The sequence below is a fragment of the Rhizobium sp. BK619 genome (genome assembly GCF_014195245.1).
Taxonomy (GTDB): Bacteria; Pseudomonadota; Alphaproteobacteria; order Rhizobiales; family Rhizobiaceae; genus Rhizobium; species Rhizobium acidisoli.
The window spans coordinates 627,451-644,873 of sequence record NZ_JACIBH010000001.1 but is presented as its reverse complement, the minus strand read 5'-3'; the positions used below and the strand labels follow the sequence as shown (position 1 = coordinate 644,873).

Annotated in this window: 15 protein-coding genes and 4 pseudogenes; 7 read left to right on the top strand and 12 right to left on the bottom strand. The window is 58.9% G+C overall.

What is annotated here, in order from left to right:
• Window positions 1-9 precede the first annotated feature (9 nt).
• From FHX14_RS03050 to FHX14_RS03025, 6 genes and pseudogenes are all read right to left on the bottom strand, one after another.
• The gene (locus FHX14_RS03050) at window positions 10-927 is read right to left on the bottom strand and encodes an NADP-dependent oxidoreductase (protein WP_184376094.1); all 918 of its coding nucleotides are present in this window, start codon (window positions 925-927) and stop codon (window positions 10-12) included.
• Window positions 928-1,062: 135 nt separating this feature from the next.
• Window positions 1,063-1,530 carry a DUF3788 domain-containing protein gene (locus FHX14_RS03045; protein ID WP_184376260.1) on the bottom strand — a complete coding sequence of 156 codons (468 nt, stop codon included), beginning with the start codon at window positions 1,528-1,530 and terminating at the stop codon, window positions 1,063-1,065.
• Window positions 1,531-1,668: 138 nt separating this feature from the next.
• Window positions 1,669-2,211: pseudogene (locus FHX14_RS03040) on the bottom strand (NAD(P)H-dependent oxidoreductase); the annotation flags it as partial.
• A gap of 43 nt (window positions 2,212-2,254) precedes the next feature.
• Window positions 2,255-2,800, bottom strand: a complete 546-nt coding sequence (locus FHX14_RS03035) for a carboxymuconolactone decarboxylase family protein (protein WP_184376092.1) — start codon at window positions 2,798-2,800, stop codon at window positions 2,255-2,257.
• 33 nt (window positions 2,801-2,833) lie between these two features.
• A complete protein-coding gene (locus tag FHX14_RS03030) occupies window positions 2,834-3,487 on the bottom strand; it encodes a nitroreductase family protein (protein ID WP_003595310.1) in 654 nt (217 codons plus the stop codon).
• A 113-nt stretch (window positions 3,488-3,600) separates the two neighbouring features.
• Complete coding sequence (locus FHX14_RS03025; protein WP_184376090.1) at window positions 3,601-4,569, bottom strand: AraC family transcriptional regulator; 969 nt, start codon at window positions 4,567-4,569, stop codon at window positions 3,601-3,603.
• 180 nt (window positions 4,570-4,749) lie between these two features.
• On the opposite strand from FHX14_RS03025, the gene FHX14_RS03020 reads away from it, so the two are divergent.
• Together FHX14_RS03020 and FHX14_RS03015 are read left to right on the top strand one after the other, a co-directional pair.
• Window positions 4,750-5,154 (top strand): GFA family protein, encoded by a 405-nt coding sequence (locus tag FHX14_RS03020; protein WP_003595312.1) that lies wholly within the window; start codon window positions 4,750-4,752, stop codon window positions 5,152-5,154.
• Between the two features lie 222 nt (window positions 5,155-5,376).
• On the top strand, window positions 5,377-6,216 hold the full coding sequence (locus FHX14_RS03015; RefSeq protein WP_184376088.1) for an SDR family oxidoreductase: 840 nt from the start codon (window positions 5,377-5,379) through the stop codon (window positions 6,214-6,216).
• 306 nt (window positions 6,217-6,522) lie between these two features.
• Here the strand turns inward: FHX14_RS03015 and FHX14_RS03010 are convergent, their stop codons facing one another.
• A complete protein-coding gene (locus FHX14_RS03010; RefSeq protein ID WP_184376258.1) occupies window positions 6,523-6,729 on the bottom strand; it encodes a cold-shock protein in 207 nt (68 codons plus the stop codon).
• Window positions 6,730-7,008: 279 nt separating this feature from the next.
• Here FHX14_RS03010 and FHX14_RS03005 point away from each other — a divergent pair, with 279 nt between their 5' ends.
• Window positions 7,009-8,859 carry an EAL domain-containing protein gene (locus FHX14_RS03005; RefSeq protein ID WP_184376256.1) on the top strand — a complete coding sequence of 617 codons (1,851 nt, stop codon included), beginning with the start codon at window positions 7,009-7,011 and terminating at the stop codon, window positions 8,857-8,859.
• Window positions 8,860-8,883: 24 nt separating this feature from the next.
• Complete coding sequence (locus FHX14_RS03000) at window positions 8,884-9,843, top strand: HD-GYP domain-containing protein (protein WP_184376086.1); 960 nt, start codon at window positions 8,884-8,886, stop codon at window positions 9,841-9,843.
• A 275-nt stretch (window positions 9,844-10,118) separates the two neighbouring features.
• Here FHX14_RS03000 and FHX14_RS33440 read toward each other — a convergent pair.
• Window positions 10,119-10,187: pseudogene (locus tag FHX14_RS33440) on the bottom strand (Hsp20/alpha crystallin family protein); the annotation flags it as partial.
• 4 nt (window positions 10,188-10,191) lie between these two features.
• Here FHX14_RS33440 and FHX14_RS02995 point away from each other — a divergent pair.
• Window positions 10,192-10,436, top strand: a pseudogene (locus FHX14_RS02995) (hypothetical protein).
• Here the strand turns inward: FHX14_RS02995 and FHX14_RS02990 are convergent.
• From FHX14_RS02990 to FHX14_RS02980, 3 genes are all read right to left on the bottom strand, one after another.
• Window positions 10,426-12,636, bottom strand: coding sequence for an amylo-alpha-1,6-glucosidase (locus tag FHX14_RS02990; RefSeq protein ID WP_184376084.1), 2,211 nt, complete (start codon window positions 12,634-12,636; stop codon window positions 10,426-10,428). The pseudogene FHX14_RS02995 and the gene FHX14_RS02990 overlap by 11 nt on opposite strands.
• Window positions 12,637-12,651: 15 nt before the next feature.
• Entirely contained in the window at window positions 12,652-13,746 is a 1,095-nt protein-coding gene (locus FHX14_RS02985) for a glycosyltransferase family 4 protein (RefSeq protein WP_184376082.1), read from the bottom strand.
• Window positions 13,747-13,843: 97 nt separating this feature from the next.
• Window positions 13,844-14,248 carry a hypothetical protein gene (locus tag FHX14_RS02980; protein WP_184376080.1) on the bottom strand — a complete coding sequence of 135 codons (405 nt, stop codon included), beginning with the start codon at window positions 14,246-14,248 and terminating at the stop codon, window positions 13,844-13,846.
• A 427-nt stretch (window positions 14,249-14,675) separates the two neighbouring features.
• On the opposite strand from FHX14_RS02980, the gene FHX14_RS02975 reads away from it, so the two are divergent.
• On the top strand, window positions 14,676-14,966 hold the full coding sequence (locus tag FHX14_RS02975) for a hypothetical protein (RefSeq protein WP_184376078.1): 291 nt from the start codon (window positions 14,676-14,678) through the stop codon (window positions 14,964-14,966).
• A 217-nt stretch (window positions 14,967-15,183) separates the two neighbouring features.
• Window positions 15,184-15,756 (top strand): YcxB family protein, encoded by a 573-nt coding sequence (locus tag FHX14_RS02970; RefSeq protein WP_184376076.1) that lies wholly within the window; start codon window positions 15,184-15,186, stop codon window positions 15,754-15,756.
• A 358-nt stretch (window positions 15,757-16,114) separates the two neighbouring features.
• Here FHX14_RS02970 and FHX14_RS02965 read toward each other — a convergent pair.
• A pseudogene (locus tag FHX14_RS02965) lies at window positions 16,115-17,370 on the bottom strand (epoxide hydrolase family protein).
• Between the last annotated feature and the right edge of the window lie 53 nt (window positions 17,371-17,423).

Below are 17,423 nucleotides of genomic sequence, written 5' to 3'. Positions count from 1 at the left end.
GCGGATTGATCAGGCCAGAACGCGGATGACGGTTTTTCCTGCGCGCCGCTCCGTTGAGGTGAGCGCGGCGACCGCGTCGGTCAAAGTTGTGATCTTGCCGACATTTGTACGCAGTCTGCCATCGCGGACCCGCTGCACGATCTCGAACAGTTGGTTTCGATCGGCCTCAACCACAAAATCAACGGTGGATCCGTTTGCAGGCCGAACATCGGTTGGCCCGACCGCAGTCACAAGCGTTCCGCCGGTTCTGATCAGGGCAGCCGACCGCTTCTGGATGTCCCCGCCGATGACGTCGAAGACCAAGTCCACGCTGCCTATGTCTTCAAGGCTGTCGTTTGCAAGATCGACGAACTCATTCGCCCCGAAATCGAGAACCTTTTGACGGTCGGCGGTGCGCCCCGTACCGACGACATAGGCACCGGCTTCCTTCGCGAGCTGCGTCACGATCGAGCCGACGGCGCCGGCGGCGCCATGCGCCAGAACTATTTGCCCCGCCTGAAGGCGGCCATGCTGGAACAGACCCTGCCATGCTGTCAGACCGGAAATCGGCAGACTGGCACCGACGGTGAAATCGATGTCGCCCGGTAGCGGCGCCAGATTGCGAGCCTCCAGCGCGACATACTCGGCGAGCGTGCCGTCGCGATACCAGTCCGCAAGGCCGAACACACGCTGGCCGATCGACAGTCCTGTGGTGCCGTGACCCAAAGCCGTGACCACGCCAGCCACCTCATGACCAAGGATTGACGGCGTCCGATCATGCGAGGTCCGATCGGTCCAGGTAGACGGCCATTCAAGTTCGGTATTGACGAATCCCGCCGCATGAACCCTGACAACGACGTCGTTGATGGCGGCCGTTGGCTCGGGTCGTTCCATCAGTGTTAGACCGGCAAGCTCCGCCTCCGGGTTGGTTGCTACAATGGCTTTCATGGGACGCACTCCTTAATTTCCGTTGCATTGAAAGATTTGAGGACCACAAGCCAATATCGGCCTTGTGCAGGCAGTTGCCGCTCGACTGTGGCTTGGTTGACCGGATGCCGACGGACGAGCCTCATTAATTGGCAATCACAGGTTCGATACCGGCGAGCGCTTCATCAGCAAGAGGTCTTTGACATCCTGCAGATCGCTTCCATCCGAGACGGGAAGCGTCAGCCATTTTCCATCGACATAGGTTCTAGCGTTGTCGTAGAGGGTGACCAGTTCAGGCCGCCAGGCATAGCGCCGCTCCTCGAATCTCTCGCGCTCCGCCCGGCCCATCACCACGATGGCCGAAAGTCGCCTGAATTCCGGGACCAGGGTAGTGAGGGCCTTGGTTTTCTTGTAGCGCAAGGTCCAGCCGCGGTTCTTGCCACCGTAAAGCCAGTCCGGGACAAAAACGCCCGGGTAGAATTCGTCGATCCAGGCCCGCAGCTCGGACCAACGGGCGAACCCCGCCGGTCCGATCCACTCACGGAGAGCGACATCAAGCGGTGGTGCTGCCCGTTCGCTCATCCTGTCGCCGATCTGGGGAAGGGATAGCGTTGTTTCACGCATATAAAAGCCTCCTATGTGACCCCGGGGCGGAATGGTTGAGATGTCCGGGCCGCCAGCGTGGATGTCTCCGGGACCCGGCACGACTGACAAATCGAGGGCGGGGAGAAGCGCCTGCCGCGCCAGTGCCGCGTGTTCCCAGTCGAGGAACGCGGTGCCTTGCAGCGGAAAGAATTGTTGCGTCTTCAGCCCGATCGAGCTCAGCGACAGGGACAGGTAGGGTGTGAGAAAATCGGGTTGGTTCGCTCTTTCACCGGTGTAGAAGGCGCCCGAAGCGACTCCGATAAACACAGGACGGTCATGGAGCAGTCCAACCTTTCCCGCCGGAGTCGATTTCATCGTGCGGCCGACGCGCAGGATCTGGTCGATCCAGGCCTTGAGAACCGAGGGAATGGTCAGATTGTGCATCGGCGTTCCGATTACAATCATGTCCGCCGCTTCGACCTCCCCGATAAGTATTTCGGAAAGGTCGAGGGAGCCCGCAGGCGGCGCTGCCAAGGTCGCCGGTGATGCCAACGCGGCGGCATGTAACAGCGTGGTCTGGGGCAGGGGATCTGCCCCGATGTCACGCCGTGTGATGCTTGCCGTGGGCACGACCTCAAGAAGCTTCTCGACGATCGCCGCCGAAAGCGCACGACTATGCGATTCCAGACGCGGGCTGCTATCAATATGGAGGATGTTCATGGGATTGATCCAACGGCTTCATGAGGTTGTGAGAGAGCGGAACTCAGATCGTGCCAGCTGGGGCAACGGCGGGAAAGTCCTTGTCGGGATCGAAGACATTGTTGAACAGGTTCGTCAGGGTGTACATGGCGACCAGAGCGACGATCTCGATGATGTTCGCCTCGGTGAACCCGGCATCGCGGACAGCCTCCAGATCGGCGTCGCTGACTTGCCCTCGGCTTTCGACAACCTTGCGGGCGAACTGCACCGCCGCGTCCCGCTTCGGGTCATTTGCATGGCCCTTGCGAGCGAGAATGATCTCGTCGGCTGGCAGCTTGGCCATGTGTTCGGCGGTGAAGCTGTGAACCGTGAGACAGTAGTTGCAGCCATTCAATTCGGAGACAGCAAGGCCGATGCTGTCTCGTGTCCTCACGTCGAGGGCCTTGCTGAGCGAGCCGAGCAGGCCAGCCCACGCGTTGAAGGCAATCGGGCTTTGCGCAAAGGCCGCCATCATGTTTGGGGTGAAGCCGATGTTTCTCGTGAAAGCATCGAGGGTCTCTTTGGATGCAGCCGGCACCTGTTCCGGCGTCAGAACGTTCGTTCTGGTCATGGTCGTCTCCATAAATGGTGCTGAAGATGGGGGTTATGCGAAGGACAGGACGTCGGCCACGGGAAGGCGCGGCTTCTGCGGCCAGTTGCCGGACCGCTCGGGTCCGACGGTCAAGAGCATGACCGGGATTTCATCTTCGGCGAGGCCGAATTCGCGATGCACGGCTTCCGCGTCGAATCCGATCATCGGCGTCGAACCAAGTCCCAGCGCGCGCGCCGCATAGATGATCGCTGCCGTACCGAAGGTCGCGGAGCGAACCGCTTCGTCACGCTGCCGCTGCGGCTGGTTGTCATAGAGGCCGCGTGCCGGCGCTTCCCATTCCGGCACCAGGTGGGCCGGCATGATGCCGGCTTCCACGACCGGGGCCAGGCGGGTGGGCACGGTGCTGGCATCGGCCAATTGCCCGATGATGACGAAGGTAACGGCGGCGTCGAGGATCGCGGGCTGCTTCCAGGCGACCGGGTGGAGCCGCGCCTTGGCTTCAGGCGTGCGGACGGCGATAAACCGCCAGTTCTGAAGATGGAATGATGTCGGCGCCGACGTGCCGATGCGCACCAGATCCCGGATCTGATCGTCGCTCAATGTGGCGGTGGTGTCGTAATATTTGGCGGCGCTGCGGCTGAGGATGGCGTCGATAACCGCATTCGTCGGCGTAGTTTTGGAGGCTGTGTTGCTGATGTAGTTCATTGGGTGGCTCCCTCATCAAGTGATAACGGAGCCAATTTTACGAGCGGCAGTGATATTATCGAGACTGAATTGCCTCAATATAATGCTCAAAAGGATCAAGCCTGAGCCCAGCACTAACCCTCACTTTTCCCGCCGGTCTGCGCCAGCCTTCGCCATTCCCCTGGCGTCATCCCCATCTTCTCGGTGAACACGCGGCGGAATGCCGAAACGGATTGATAGCCGACCGTTTCGGCGATTGCCTCGGTACTGACCGCCGGCTTCTTGAGCTCGTTGGCGGCCAGGCTCATGCGCAAATCAGTCAAGAGGTCGAGCGCGGAGCAACCGAGCCTGTCTTGGAAGCGGCGCATGAACGTAGCGCGGGACATGCCGCACAGATCTGCCAGATCGGGCAATTTCCAGGGCTTTGCCGGGTCGGCGAGCATTGCGGTGACTGCAGGCGCCAGTCTTGGATGACCGGCGAGCGCCAACAGTCCCTCGGGGGCTTTTTTCGATTCACTTGCTGCTCTCAGCACAAGGGTAAACAGAACTGAAGACAGGGCGTTCAAAACGGCGCGGCCACCCACCAGGTCGCCGGCCGCCTCCATGCGCATCAACCCCACCAGACTGGCCAGTTGATCGGTGGCGGAGCCCTCACCGTCCTCTTCACGACGGTCGATTGCACGCGCCACCACGTCTGTGGGCAGGTAGGTGCGGATCAGCCGATCGTGGGGCGGCGCGATGAAGAAGCGGCCGCACAAAAGATCGAGTTGCTCGTCATGGCTATCGTTCTCGCTCAGCATCCAGCCAGCGGTTCCCCGGTGCTGTCGCGTTGCGATCGGTATTTCCCCGCTGCCATCATGGAGCACATGCGGCGCGCCGTGAGGCAGCAATATGATATCTCCCGCGCAAAGTTCTTTCGTCGATTTGGTCTCCGGGTGCTCGAAGATGGCCCGACCCTTGACGATCACGTGGTATGGGATCTCATTCGCCGCAGCCCGCGGCCACGCAACTCGCCACGGTGCACCATATGAACACCGGACCTCGAGTTGGCCGGTCACGCTGACGATCTGCAGGAGATGACTCAACCAGTCGACTTCGGACATGGAATCTCGTGGGTTTTCAGTTAGACATCCCACGTCACTTGTCACGTTTTTCATATTTTCTCCATCTCCCTGCAGACAACATCCCGTGAGCGGCCCAAGCCCAGAAAGGCAAGACTAGATGTCGACTTGTCAGGGCCATCCTCTATGTCCCGAAGCAGCAACACTGGATGGAGAGCTGACATGCACATCGATGGCGCATGCCAATGCGGAAAGATCACATATGAAGCCGAGGTCGATCCGCAAGACGTCGCGATCTGCCATTGTACCGACTGCCAGAGATTGACTGGCACCGCCTATAGGGTGACCGTCAGCACACAACGTAGCCAGTTCCATATCACGTCAGGTGAGCCCAAGCTTTATGTTAAGACCGCCGACAATGGTCGTCGGCGGCTGCAGTTCTTCTGTTCCGATTGCGGATCGCCCATCTATACGGCGGGAGAGAATAAAGACGCCGAGCAGGTCGGTGTCAGACTGGGAACGGTCAATCAGCGTCAGGAACTGAAGCCCCATTCGCAGATCTGGTGCTCTTCGGCGTTGGCATGGGCGCAGGATCTGACTGGACTTCCAGGTCGACCGGGCGATTGAGCGCCCCGGCAGAAGACGTAACGGAACGGTTTTCGGCTTTTCCCAAAAAGAAAAGCGACGAAGGTCGTGCGCCAGCGCGTCGTCCAGCGGCTCCCGGTAGATAGCCTTGAAATTGGCCGTCACCGCGAGATCGAAGTCGAGCCGCCGTCATTGCCATCAGCCGCCGAGGCATACATATTTTTGTGTATCCAGATCGATTGTTAAATCGCCATAGGAGAAAGCATGGCCCGCCTTTCGAACATGATCGCCGTCGTAACTGGCGGCGGCAGAGGAATAGGTCGAGAGATCGCTCTGCAGCAGGCTAGGGAAGGGGCGAAGGTTGCCGCGTTGGCGCGAACGGCGACCGAGATTGAGGAAACAGTCTCTCTCATTGAGGAAGCGGGCGGTGAAGCGATCGCTGTTTCGACGGACTTGATTGACCTTGGCGCCGTTGAAAGTGCCTTTGCTCGCGTTGCGAGCGAATTGGGCCCGATCGACATTCTCATCAACAACCACGGCTCATTTCAGGGCTTTGGTCTTATTTGGGACTGCGATCCCCTTGTTTGGTGGCGGGATGTCGAGATCAATCTGCGTGGTACATTCAACACTTGCCGCACGGCCGCCCCTATGATGTTGGCGCAGGGCAGCGGCCGTATCGTAAACCTCGTTGGTGGCGGAACGGGCAACAGCTTTCCTCACGGCTCTGGCTACGCCTCTAGCAAGGCCGCCATCATGCGTTTCACGGAGTGTCTAAACGACACAACCATTGGCAACGACGTGCGCGCCTTCGCCGTCGATCCCGGTCTTGTTCGCACTGCGATGACCGAGTTGCAGCTATCGTCGGAGGCCGGGAAAACCTACTTGCCCGGGATCCAGAAGCTTTTTGAGGATGGTGTCAATATCGAACCGTCACGGGCTGCACTCTTGATTGCCGACATCGCTGCCGGACGTTTCGATACTCTGGCTGGCCGTCTCTTGCGCGGTGTCGATGATCGCGATGCGCTCGCAGAGGAGATGGATGCGATAGTCGCGGCAGACGGCAGAGCGCTGCGTTTTAGCTCCGTCGAACAAGCTAAGCTCTGAAGATATTCTTGGAGGTTGGAGAGCCCCGTTTGCAGAGTGCCTGAATGAACAGGCGGCGAACCGCTGCACTCAGTCTCGACGTCCTACCGAACCGTCGTCATCACGGAGGTCACAGGCGAGATCATCGACCCGGCGGGCAGCGCGTAGCATCACCCGGATGCGGGCGCCGAGCATGTCTCGGCGGATGGCGAGCGGCCACGTTTGAATAACTCGCCTATACGTGGCCGATGAAGTCGGAGCTTTTAAGCAGGCAGACAAACGAAAGTCGGTGCGGTTTCGCCCCGGCTTTTTTTGTTGCGTCGGCACTCAGGCCGGACGCACGTTTTCCGCCTTGGACTTTCCGGTCTTGCGATCCTGGCCTAGCTCGTAGCTGACCGCCTGGCCGTCGCGCAGCGATCCGCCTTGCACCGCGGAGATGTGGACGAAGACGTCCTGCCCGCCGTTATCCGGCGTGATGAAGCCGAAGCCCTTGTCCTGGTTGAAAAACTTGACGGTAACCGTTTGCCACGCGATTTTCCCTTTCCGGATTGACTGGCGAATGTCATAGCTCTCTGGGATCGACTTCGCAACGATGCCCGCTGCCAGGCAGGTTTCGGACTGACCGCGATACCGCCGCGCCTCAACTACCTTGACGAAGGCCGGCGACGTCTGATGCTGGCTTGGATATTGGAGGTATTACCCGTCCCACGGCGGATCTAAAGCCGTCAAGACGTCTCAATTTTTAAGCAATCGGATAACTCGATCTGAAAGCGGGGCTGATAGGTAGCTATCTCCTTAGCGAGACGGTGCATGATGATACTCACCTTGCAGAACGCCATTCTTGAGATGATCGCCAAGGGAGAGCCGTTGGCGACGACAATGGCGGAGCTCTGCTTGAGGGTCGAGTCCGCCGTCCCCGGCATTTCCGCCTCGGTTCTGGCATACGATGGCCGCTGCCTGCATACGCTCGCGGCCCCGTCGCTTCCTGCATCCTATTCGGCCGCGATCGAAAACCTGAAGGCCGGACCATTGGCTGGTTCCTGCGGCACGGCTGCGTACTATGGAGAGCCGGTGATCGTCGCCGATATCGCGACGGACCCGCGTTGGCAGGATTATCGGTCACTCGCTATGCCAATCGGCATTCGTGCCTGCTGGTCAAGCCCGATCAAAAGTGGCGCCCGCGTCGTCGGGACCTTCGCCTTCTATTATCGCGAGGTGCGAACCCCTAGCGATCTCGAGCAAAAGATCATCGACGCCTGCGTCCACCTCTGCTCAATTGCTATCGATCGCGAAGAGCGTGTCAGAGAGCGCCAGCGCCTGACTTACACGGACGCTTTAACCGGCCTACCAAACCGGGCTGCCTTCGATCGGGTCTTGAACCAAGAACTTGACATCTCCGAGCGCGCTTGGGGAATTTTGCTCGCTGACATCGATAATCTGAAACTCGTGAATGACACCTTCGGTCACGCGGCCGGCGACGCACTGATCAATACGGTCGCAGTTCGTCTTCGCGCCGCCGTGGGGGCAGAAGCAGCCTTCAGGCTCGGCGGCGATGAATTTGCCTTGATCGTGTTTCCGATGCAGAGCCTCGGTCTGGAACGGACGGCGACTGAGATCCTCGCTGCGTTGGCATTCCCCGCCGAATGTGACGGTCACGTCGTCTTTCCTGCCGCAACCATCGGTGGAGCGTTACCAGAAGACGGCTTGACGCCCGACCAAATCCGCCGAAACGCCGACGTGGCTCTTTATCATGCAAAGGAAAACAATCGGGGGAAGTATTTGCAGTTTCACCGCGGCCTCGGCACGGCGCTAACAAGGCGTTTCAGAGCGGTTCGGGACGTCAGTCTTGCGCTCTCGCAAGGTCGCATCAATCCGCATTATCAGCCCATCGTGCGCATCGACACCAGAGAGATTGTTGGCTTTGAAGCCCTATGCCGGATGACCACGCCGTCGGGCGAGGTCATCGCCGCTGCACACTTCCAGGAAGCCACGAAGGATGCTCGCGTGGCCGCCGAACTGACCCAGCGGATGATGACAAGCGTGGCGCACGACATGCGGAGCTGGCTTGATGCTGGTCTCCCTCTGCAGCATGTCGGCATCAATCTGTCCGCCGCAGACTTTCGCGCCGGAGGCCTAAGGGAAAAGATCTGCAAAGCTTTTGATGAGGCTGAAGTTCCGCTAGACCACGTCATACTAGAGGTGACGGAATCGGTCTACCTCGGGCAGCGCGATCATGTTGTTGCGGCGGAGATCAAGGCCCTGCGCGCAGAAGGAATAAAAGTGGCCCTGGACGATTTCGGGACCGGATTTGCCTCCCTTACCCACTTGCTGACCATGCCCGTCGATATCCTCAAAATCGATAAGTCCTTCGTCGATCGGTTGACGCCTGGAGATGCTGGCTTATTCATCGTCGAAGGGCTGATCGGCATTGCCAGCAACCTCGGCGTCCGGGTGGTAGCAGAAGGAATAGAATCTGAAGCCCAGGCCGAACAGCTGGAAAAGCTCGGCTGCAAGCTCGGGCAGGGATATCTTTTCTCAAAGGCAGTCAACCGCGTAGAGACAACAACGTTGCTCAGAGACCGCGCTCAGCGGCCTCCCCATCAAACTGCGGCCAACGGTGTTAGATCAAGGCAGGGTTCTTTACCGCGCCACGAGTCTATTTAGCTATTTGGTATCCAGGGATAGAGAATGCAGAAGCGGATTCAGGTGAACCAGCTACGGGTTGGGATGTTCGTAGAAGACGTCGAGCTCGGCGGCCATGGTGATGCAGTCAGATGCGAGCCATTTCTGATCAGGTCCAATAACGACGTCAGACGCATCATAGCAAGCCACGTCAAAAGCGTGGTCATCAATGTCGCCAAAGGCATCGATCTTGATCGAAACCCGGCTCAAGGGGAGGACGCTGCGAGCTATGAGGCAAGGCTGCTCATGGTGTTCACTCCGCAGGAGATCGGGCGAGCGCGACAGTCTATTAGGGAAATCGATCCACACCTCCGGAAAGTCCTCAGCGACGCCCGCTTGCAAGCTTGCTTCGCTGACGGACCGGCCAGCACAGCCGTGGAGCGGATCATGTCCGCATCACTCGATAATGCTGGAGCTCTGATTGCTGTTGCCAAGCTGAAGGAGAAGGACGAGGTGACCTTTCTTCATTCGCTGGCGGTCAGCGCGCTTATGGTTGCGTTCGGACGTAGCCTCGGCCACAGCGAAGACGATATCCGCCTGCTTGGCCTCGGCGGCCTGGTGCATGATCTGGGCAAGATGACGCTCTCCGACGACATCCTAACCAAGACCGGCAAACTGACTGCCGAGGAGATGGAGCTTGTTCGACGACATCCGCAGCTTGGCTACGAGATGTTATCAAGAGCGGGCACAGCGCCAAAAGAGGTTCTGGATATCTGTCGCTATCATCACGAACGGTATGAGGGCGGCGGTTACCCCGGCAGACTTTCCGGCAGAAGCATACCTTACGTCGCGCGGCTGGCGGCCATCTGCGACGTCTACGAGGCACTCACCACAATCCGCCCTTATAAGCGTGCGTTCTCGCAAACCGAGGCCATTAACATGATGATGAATTCGCCGGGGCATTTCGATACGAAGCTCTTATCTGCCTTCGTTTCAAAGATGGTCATCAGCGGCACGATCCATTAGCCGACCACCGCAACTAGCGCCCCAATCTCCACTGGCAAGCACCTGGACCACGCAGGCATACGACATCAGGCTTTGCCTCGGCGAGCCAGCGAGCAGGGCGACCAGAACTTCCCCTGATACCATGCGATCGACATCTGGGAGCCGAAGGCGGCTGTGCCGGTTCTCTGAGGCCCACGTTATGTTTCCTGCTGTGTCTTTCTTGCAATCTCCGTTGTTAACCCCGCAGCTAAGGATACTGGCGGCCCCCATAGGCCCGGCCGCCAGGAGATAGCCGATCAGCTTTTGATGGCAATACGCTTGACCTGCGACTGCGCCTTCTCGCTCTTCGGCAAGGTCACGGTCACCGTCATCGCCATCCTCGGGCCCGCCGACAAAACACTAGTCGCCGAGGTCATCGCGACAGGTGCGACGCAGGCCGAACTTGCCGAGGCATTGCATGGGCCAATAACGAAGAAGCATTGATGGGTGAAGGCCGGCATCTGCCGACCGGCAGGGTTGCCAGGCTTGTCGATCTGCTACGGTCGGATGAAGAGGAAGAGGATTGGAAAGGCGGGCTACCTGCCTTCCGGGACCCTCTCTTCATCAGGCCGTGATGAGCACCTGAACATTGCCCTGGCGATTGATCACGTCGACAACGACCTGGTCTCCCGACCGGCGAACGGCGACGTCTGCCGAGCCGCTACCGATCAGCAGGCGTCGCAAGATCACCTCGTCGAGGAAGGAGGGAAGGCGCGGCATATTGAAGCTGATGAGCGGGCCGTTGGGGTCGAAGTCGAGGCCGAGACAGGATTGTAGCAGAGACAGGGGTGCTGCTGCCGCCCATGCTTGAGGCGAGCAGGCGACCGGATAAAAGGTGGGCCCGCGTGCCCGCTGGCGCGGCATGCCGCAGAGGAGCTCGGGGAGCCGTCGCAGGTCGATATAGGTCGCGGCGGCGAACAGCCCCTCGAAGATCCGCGTCGCTTCGACGCGATAGCCATAGCGGGCAAGGCCACTGGCGATCAGGGCATTGTCATGTGGCCAGATCGAGCCATTGTGATAGCTCATCGGATTGTAACGTGCTTCAGTGGAGGGGATGGTACGAATGCCCCAGCCGCAGAAGGACGATGCGCTCATCAGAGTGCGGGTAAGCTGTTGGACCCGTTCAGGATAAGCAATGCCGGTGAACAGTGTATGGCCGGCATTTGAGGATCGAATCCGGCAGGGTCGTTTGTCTCCGTCGAGGGCCAACACATATGTGCCAAGCTCCTCGTCGAAGAAGCTGATGTCGAAAGCCCGGCGCAGTCCCTCCGCCCGCGCGAGAAAACTCGCGGCTCGTTCCGGCCTGCCCTTCCGCCTGAAGATTTCGGCAGCACTTTGCCACGCGCCGTAGACATAAGCCTGGACTTCGGCGATCGCGATCGGCCCCCGGGCCAATGTGCCGTCGGCATGGAAAACCGAATCGTGGCTGTCTTTCCATGCCTGGTTGATCAGTCCTTCTTCCGTCAGCCGTCCATATTCAACGAAGCCGTCGCTGTCGCGATCGCCATATTCGTCGATCCACGTCAGCGCCGCTTCGACATATGGCAGGAGCCGGTCGATCGTCGCAAGATCACCGGTTCGCTGGAGATAGGCGCCAGCCAGCATTACAAATAGCGGCGTTGAATCGACGCTGCCGTAATAACGTCCGAACGGAACCTCGCCAAGTTCGGCCATCTCGCCGTAGCGCGTTTCGTGGAGGATCTTGCCAGGCTCGGCGTCCGAAGCAGGATCGACAGTCGTCGCCTGGTTGGCTGCCAGATGACCGAGAACGCCGCGGGCGATCTCCGGATCGAGCCAAAGCGTCTGAAGCGCGGTGATCAGAGCGTCGCGGCCGAAGACGGTGCTGAACCAGGGGATGCCGGCATAGGGATAGGGACCTTCTGCCTTGTCGGTCATCAACATGTAGAGGTCGGAGACGCTGCGGCGCGAGACTTCGTTGAAGATCTCGTTGGAGGTTGCAATCAACGCCGCGCGCGAGGAAGAGGCGCGCAACGCACGACGGGCATCCCGCAAGGCCAGGAAGAAAGAAAGGCGGCTCAGTCGGTCGGCGGAGGTCTGGTCGCAGCCGATCTGGAGGAACAGCGACTTGGTCTCGTGCGGCTCTAGATGGAGATCGAAGGTGACAAGATCGCTCCGAATCTCGGTCGGTTCCGGCATGAAGGAAAGTCGCGTCGACCTCTTGCGATCGTCCAAGCCAATATAGGAAAGGAGGATGCTATCCTGTTCTATGACGGCAGGAAGATGGCGCCCTCGCCTTGCCCTTGCGGTTCCCCGGACTTCGAAAAGGTCAGCGAAATCGGCATCAAACGCGATCTGGATGCGGACATGTTGCCGACGCTCGTCATAGTTCCTCACGGCTAGCCGTTCATAACAACAGGCATTCCAGAGAAAGCGCGACCTCCGCAGATGAATGGTGTCATGGCCGAGAACCAGCCTTCCCTTGTCATCGAATTGATCAGGATTGGTGAGATCGCAGGTCAGCGTGGCATTGTCATCGCGAAGTGTCGACGACAGGAGCATCGGCCGCTGCCCGGTGATCGTCAGGTAGAGATGCGAGAGGTAACGGGTATCCCGGTGAAAGAGACCTTCCGGACTGCCGGGACCGGAAAGAGCGTCGCCATTGTGGTCGAAGACGGCGAAAGTATCGCCGTGCTTCAGGGTGCGCGGCCGGCGCTCCTGCAGCGATGCGGCGGCCGGAATGAAAAACTGAGCGACCGCCGCCGCCGGGCCCGGCGATGCCGCGGCGGAGTTGCTGTCCGCGGAAATGTTTGACATGTCTCCTCCTTGAGGTCAGGCAACGGCCTGCAGGTCGGGCGCCTGACCATTCGACCGGCGGATTGGCGCGGCTTTGGTACGAACGCCAGGCAAGTTGCGGTAGATATCGACATAGTCGACCGCCATCCGTTTCGCGGTGAAGCGCTTTTCGAATGCTGCCCGTACCCTTTGCCGATCGAGCCGCAGCGCCCATTCGACGTTCTCAGCCGCCTCGGTGACACTGTCGACGAGAATGCCGGAAATGCCATTGTCAATGACCTCGGGTACCGAGCCACAGCCGAAAGCGATCACTGGCGTGCCGCAGGCCATGGCCTCGATCATCACCAGCCCGAAGGGCTCCGGCCAATCGATCGGGAAGAGCAGAGCGCCAGCATTACCAAGGAAGTCAGCCTTCTGATGTTCGTCGATCTCGCCGATGAATTCGACATTCGGATGGCTCTTCACCATCGGCTCGATTAGGGTTTCCCAATAGGCCTTGTCGGCATTATCGATCTTGGCGGCGATCTTCAGCGGCATTCCAACCTTTGCCGCGATCTGGATCGCGCGGTCGGGGCGCTTTTCCGGAGAAATCCGCCCAAGGAAGGCAAGGTAATTGCCCCTAGGGTTCTGCGTGAAGGGAAGAAGGTCGGCAGGCAAACCGTGATAGACTGTTCCGCGCCAGTCGACCGGTGGCATCGGGCGGCGCTGGTCATCGGAGATCGACACCAGCGGAACATCCGGAAACGCCGCGTAGAACGGCTTCAGATCCGGCAGGTCGAGTCGCCCGTGCAGCGTGGTAACCGTGCGGTCGGCGAAATCGTGGATCAGCGGGAAATGCAGGAGATCGATGTGGAAATGCAGCACATCGAACTCATGCGCCCGCCGGCGGATCTCCTCCAGCATCACGACCTGATGCGGCAGATGGTCCTTGATGGCCGGATTAAGACGCAACGCGACATCGGAGCATCCTACGAGGCGCGCGCCGGTAACAGAATCGCTGCTGGCAAACAGCGTGACATCATGGCCCTGACGGACCAGTTCTTCGGTGAGATAGGAAACAATGCGCTCGGTTCCCCCATAAAGCTTGGGCGGAACGCTTTCAGCAAGTGGTGCGATCTGAGCGATTTTCATCGGCAAAACCTCCTCAGCTAAGGGTCGTCGGCAAAAACCCTGTTCGTGTCCTCCAGGCACACGGGTGTTACGTCGAAGTCCACATTTCAAATGGCTGTCAGCATCGATCTCCTTTCCGGTAGCCGGAGAGGCCAAGGCCACCAAACCGGCGCGCTCCCGCTCTGCGGCGGCGTGCCCCGCGGACGTCAATGGATTTAGGCGAGTCTTGACCCCCAGATTGCAGATTGTGCCCGTCCAAAGTTTTCAGCGCTTCAATGATCTCGTCATAGGAGACGGCTTCATCCGCACCGGGATAAAGACGAACCGCCGGAATAGACTCGACGGCAAAGATGTCGGATGCCCACGACGCGAGAATGGCGCGCTTTTCGTCATCGCCGATATCGTTGGCGGTAAGCACGTCACGCAGGTGACCAAAATGTTTCGCCGGATGCAGCAGGTGGTCGGCGCTGATCGCTGCCCTGGCTTCGTCCGGTATCGAATTACTGGCGGTTTCCTTTCTCATGGTCTGGCTCCACTAGCCTCCGGTTGGCCGGACCGGATGACCAGCCCGGGCGGGTGCAAAGCCCGTTGTCGAGTACTTTGCGCGAAAAGATTTGGTTCTGACATTTTTCGATTTCAAGAGAGCGAAACGAAAAATTTGTATACATGCTCCTGCGCTGCTAACCCGCTAAAAAGGAACCGTCAGTGGCCACAAATCTTGCACCACCTTCGCAATTTCAATGAAACGGCAATGAAGCCCTCGAAGGGCGCTCCATTCCATCAGCTATACCCATCAGCGTCTGACCGGAGCCAACGAATGGCGCCGTATCGAAGGTGAGCTCAAACTTCGCTGACGTCTTGAAACAGAAATTCTCCCTTGTTAGCTGTTTTGCTTCCCGAGGCTTGATGAGCTCGGGCAGCATCGCACGTCTGTTCAGGGTGAGACAGAAATGGAAGAGAAGATCAAAATTATCAAAGACCTCAGCATAGAGGAGCGGGAAGAGGTGTTTGCCGATGTCGCGCGCGTTCTGGAGGGCACCGCACATGAGGCCCATTCCGAAGGCAACCGGCACTTTGCCGCGCTTTCGGCGAACATGGCTCATGCAATTCGCATAAATGCCGACGAACTGGCGCGTGACGATATGGAAAACGCCGAACGCGTGTTGCTGCAGGCCAAGACCATTATCTCCCAGTTCAATGCCGTTCATCCCTACCGGATGGTGAGCAAGGCCATGCACTGACAATCGACGCCCGCCCAGTGGAAAGAAACCATTCTCGGTATGAATCGACGTCCCATTAGGACCGGCAGCCGATGATTTCGTCTTCAAATCAAAACGCTGCGAGAAACACATTAGACGCCAGTTTCTTACGCTGCGACGGCGTGACAGCAATGGTAGTCCGGAGACAGCGTCATATCAGGATTTATGTTAGACCCTCCATTTACCGTCGGATATCTCAATGCAAGCCGAACCTACGTTCCAGATCACCTACACCCTGACCGCGTGGGACTATGCCGCCATGGCGCGGGGGCTCACCCGTCGCCCTTGGCGCCGCAGCATAGTTACGGTGGTTCTTTGGCTGTTTTCCGTCTGGTGCCTTCTGGCCTTCTTCACGGATCTCTACAATCCACTAACCATGATCAACGCCGTCGCTGACAGCAATGCCTGGCTTTGGCTACCTGCCGGCCTCGTCGTCGTCGCGCTGGTGTCGCTGGCCACGCACTGGCTGGCCTGGGGAGCATCGTTTCTGTCCTATCGGCAAATTGCGTCCGCGGACGCCACCATCACCATATCCTTCAACGATGATGCCATTCATGTGAAGTCAAACGTCGCAGATTCGACCGTTCCCTGGGCGAGTGTGAAACGCATCATTCGTGAGAAAGATTATCTGATGCTGCCGATATCAAAGCGGGAGGCTTTTATTCTACCCAGACGCAGCTTCGAAAATCAAAAGCGTTTTGAGGACGCCTTTCGGTATGCGAGCGCGCAAATTTCGGCAGGATCGGCTGGCGCCGGGGACAGGCATCAGTAGCTTTCCGTCCGTTTCCCCTAGACGATAGACAACGGAGCATCGAGCGCTCGTTTGCTCACTAGAATACCCGCTGATCGCATTCGGCATCGCGGCGACAAATCCACTATCCGGCTGAAGCCGGAGCGCGCCATCCAACATGCACCAGCAGGGATCTTCGCGGACTTGACCAAGCTTGCTCCGAGCCTAGAATCGCGGCTCGCACACTGGGCCGTGAGACACTGTCTCTGGCCCTTTTTTGCGCCAACCTCGGTCCGCTTTGGTGCAATTGCAATCGGCATGCGACCTGTGCAATTCGATCCCCGTCGAGTGCACGCCGGCCTCCCGGACTGGAGGCCAGCGTGCAGAAGGCTGGTAAGGATCATCTCATCGGCTTGAACGCAGCTCGCAACTCCTCTGCAAAGATCTGCGGTTGCTCCCAGGCGGCGAAATGACCTCCCTTTGCCGCTTGATTGTAGTAGGCCAGCGACGGGTAGGCCTGCCTGCTCCAGCTTTCCGGCGCCTTGTAGATTTCCTTTGGAAACGCGGTGATAGCCACCGGAACCTTAATGTCACGGGTTTTCTGGGTGTCGGAACTGAAGTTGTTGTTGTTGTTTTCCCAATAGAAGCGGGAGGATGAGGCGCCGCTGTTGGTAAACCAGTAGAGCGTGATGTCGTTGAGCATCTCATCCCGCGAAAGTTCCGGGACGCCGTCGCTATCCGTCCACTGGTCGAATTTTTCATACATCCAGGCTGCCATACCCGACGGAGAATCCGCCAGCGAGTAGCCAATGGTCTGCGGCCGCGTCACCATGATCCCGCCATAGGCCGCATTGCGTCCGAAGAACGTGCTCAGGGATTGGTAGGCGTCACGCTCCGGTGCGGACAAGCTTGCTGGTGGCGGTTCCCTGCATTGATACCTTTCATCAAGTCCCCCGGTACGGTCGCCGGCATGTTGAGATGGATGCCGATCAGGCCCTTCGGAGCCTGTCGCGCCAGAGCATCGGAGATCACCGACCCATGGTCTCCGCCCTGTGATACATAGTTGTTGTAACCGAGACGCTTCATGAGGAGATCCCAGGCCTTGGCCACGCGGTCCGGCCCCCAGCCAAGCTCGGTCGGCTTGCCTGAGAAGCCGTATCCGGGAATGGACGGGATAACCACATCAAACGCATCCTCCGGGCGCCCTCCATAGGCAGTCGGGTCGGTGAGCGGGCCGATCGCCTTAAGGAATTCGAACTGCGATCCCGGCCAGCCATGGGTGAGGATGACCGGCAGAGCGTTCGGATGACGGGAGCGAACATGAATGAACTGAATGTCGACGCCATCGATGGTGGTGATGAATTCCGGCAGTGCATTCAGCTCCTGCTCAGCCTTTCGCCAGTCGTAATCGGTTCCCCAGTATCGAACGAGCTTCTGAACACGATCGAGCTGAATGCCTTGAGAAATATCCCCCACCGTCTCCTTGTCCGGCCAGCGAGTATCTGCAATCCTTTCGCGAAGTTCATCCAGCTGCGACTGTGGAACATGAATGCGAAACGGCCGGATGCGTTCATCGGCATTCTTCTCTGGGGTGGAGACAGTTACTGGGTCTGCAGCATTAGCGCTCTCAAAGCCGACCACGGGGAACAGCAACATTGAGGCCGTTGCGACTGCGATTACGCGGCCCGATAAACGGACCTGATTAAACA

Bases quoted from the DNA above. Each gene is read 5' to 3' on its own strand.
- FHX14_RS03050 (WP_184376094.1), bottom strand. From the start codon at position 927: ATGAAAGCCATTGTAGCAACCAACCCGGAGGCGGAGCTTGCCGGTCTA.
- FHX14_RS03045 (WP_184376260.1), bottom strand. From the start codon at position 1,530: ATGCGTGAAACAACGCTATCCCTTCCCCAGATCGGCGACAGGATGAGC.
- FHX14_RS03035 (WP_184376092.1), bottom strand. From the start codon at position 2,800: ATGACCAGAACGAACGTTCTGACGCCGGAACAGGTGCCGGCTGCATCC.
- FHX14_RS03030 (WP_003595310.1), bottom strand. From the start codon at position 3,487: ATGAACTACATCAGCAACACAGCCTCCAAAACTACGCCGACGAATGCG.
- FHX14_RS03025 (WP_184376090.1), bottom strand. From the start codon at position 4,569: ATGTCCGAAGTCGACTGGTTGAGTCATCTCCTGCAGATCGTCAGCGTG.
- FHX14_RS03020 (WP_003595312.1), top strand. From the start codon at position 4,750: ATGCACATCGATGGCGCATGCCAATGCGGAAAGATCACATATGAAGCC.
- FHX14_RS03015 (WP_184376088.1), top strand. From the start codon at position 5,377: ATGGCCCGCCTTTCGAACATGATCGCCGTCGTAACTGGCGGCGGCAGA.
- FHX14_RS03005 (WP_184376256.1), top strand. From the start codon at position 7,009: ATGATACTCACCTTGCAGAACGCCATTCTTGAGATGATCGCCAAGGGA.
- FHX14_RS03000 (WP_184376086.1), top strand. From the start codon at position 8,884: ATGCAGAAGCGGATTCAGGTGAACCAGCTACGGGTTGGGATGTTCGTA.
- FHX14_RS02990 (WP_184376084.1), bottom strand. From the start codon at position 12,636: ATGTCAAACATTTCCGCGGACAGCAACTCCGCCGCGGCATCGCCGGGC.
- FHX14_RS02985 (WP_184376082.1), bottom strand. From the start codon at position 13,746: ATGAAAATCGCTCAGATCGCACCACTTGCTGAAAGCGTTCCGCCCAAG.
- FHX14_RS02980 (WP_184376080.1), bottom strand. From the start codon at position 14,248: ATGAGAAAGGAAACCGCCAGTAATTCGATACCGGACGAAGCCAGGGCA.
- FHX14_RS02975 (WP_184376078.1), top strand. From the start codon at position 14,676: ATGGAAGAGAAGATCAAAATTATCAAAGACCTCAGCATAGAGGAGCGG.
- FHX14_RS02970 (WP_184376076.1), top strand. From the start codon at position 15,184: ATGCAAGCCGAACCTACGTTCCAGATCACCTACACCCTGACCGCGTGG.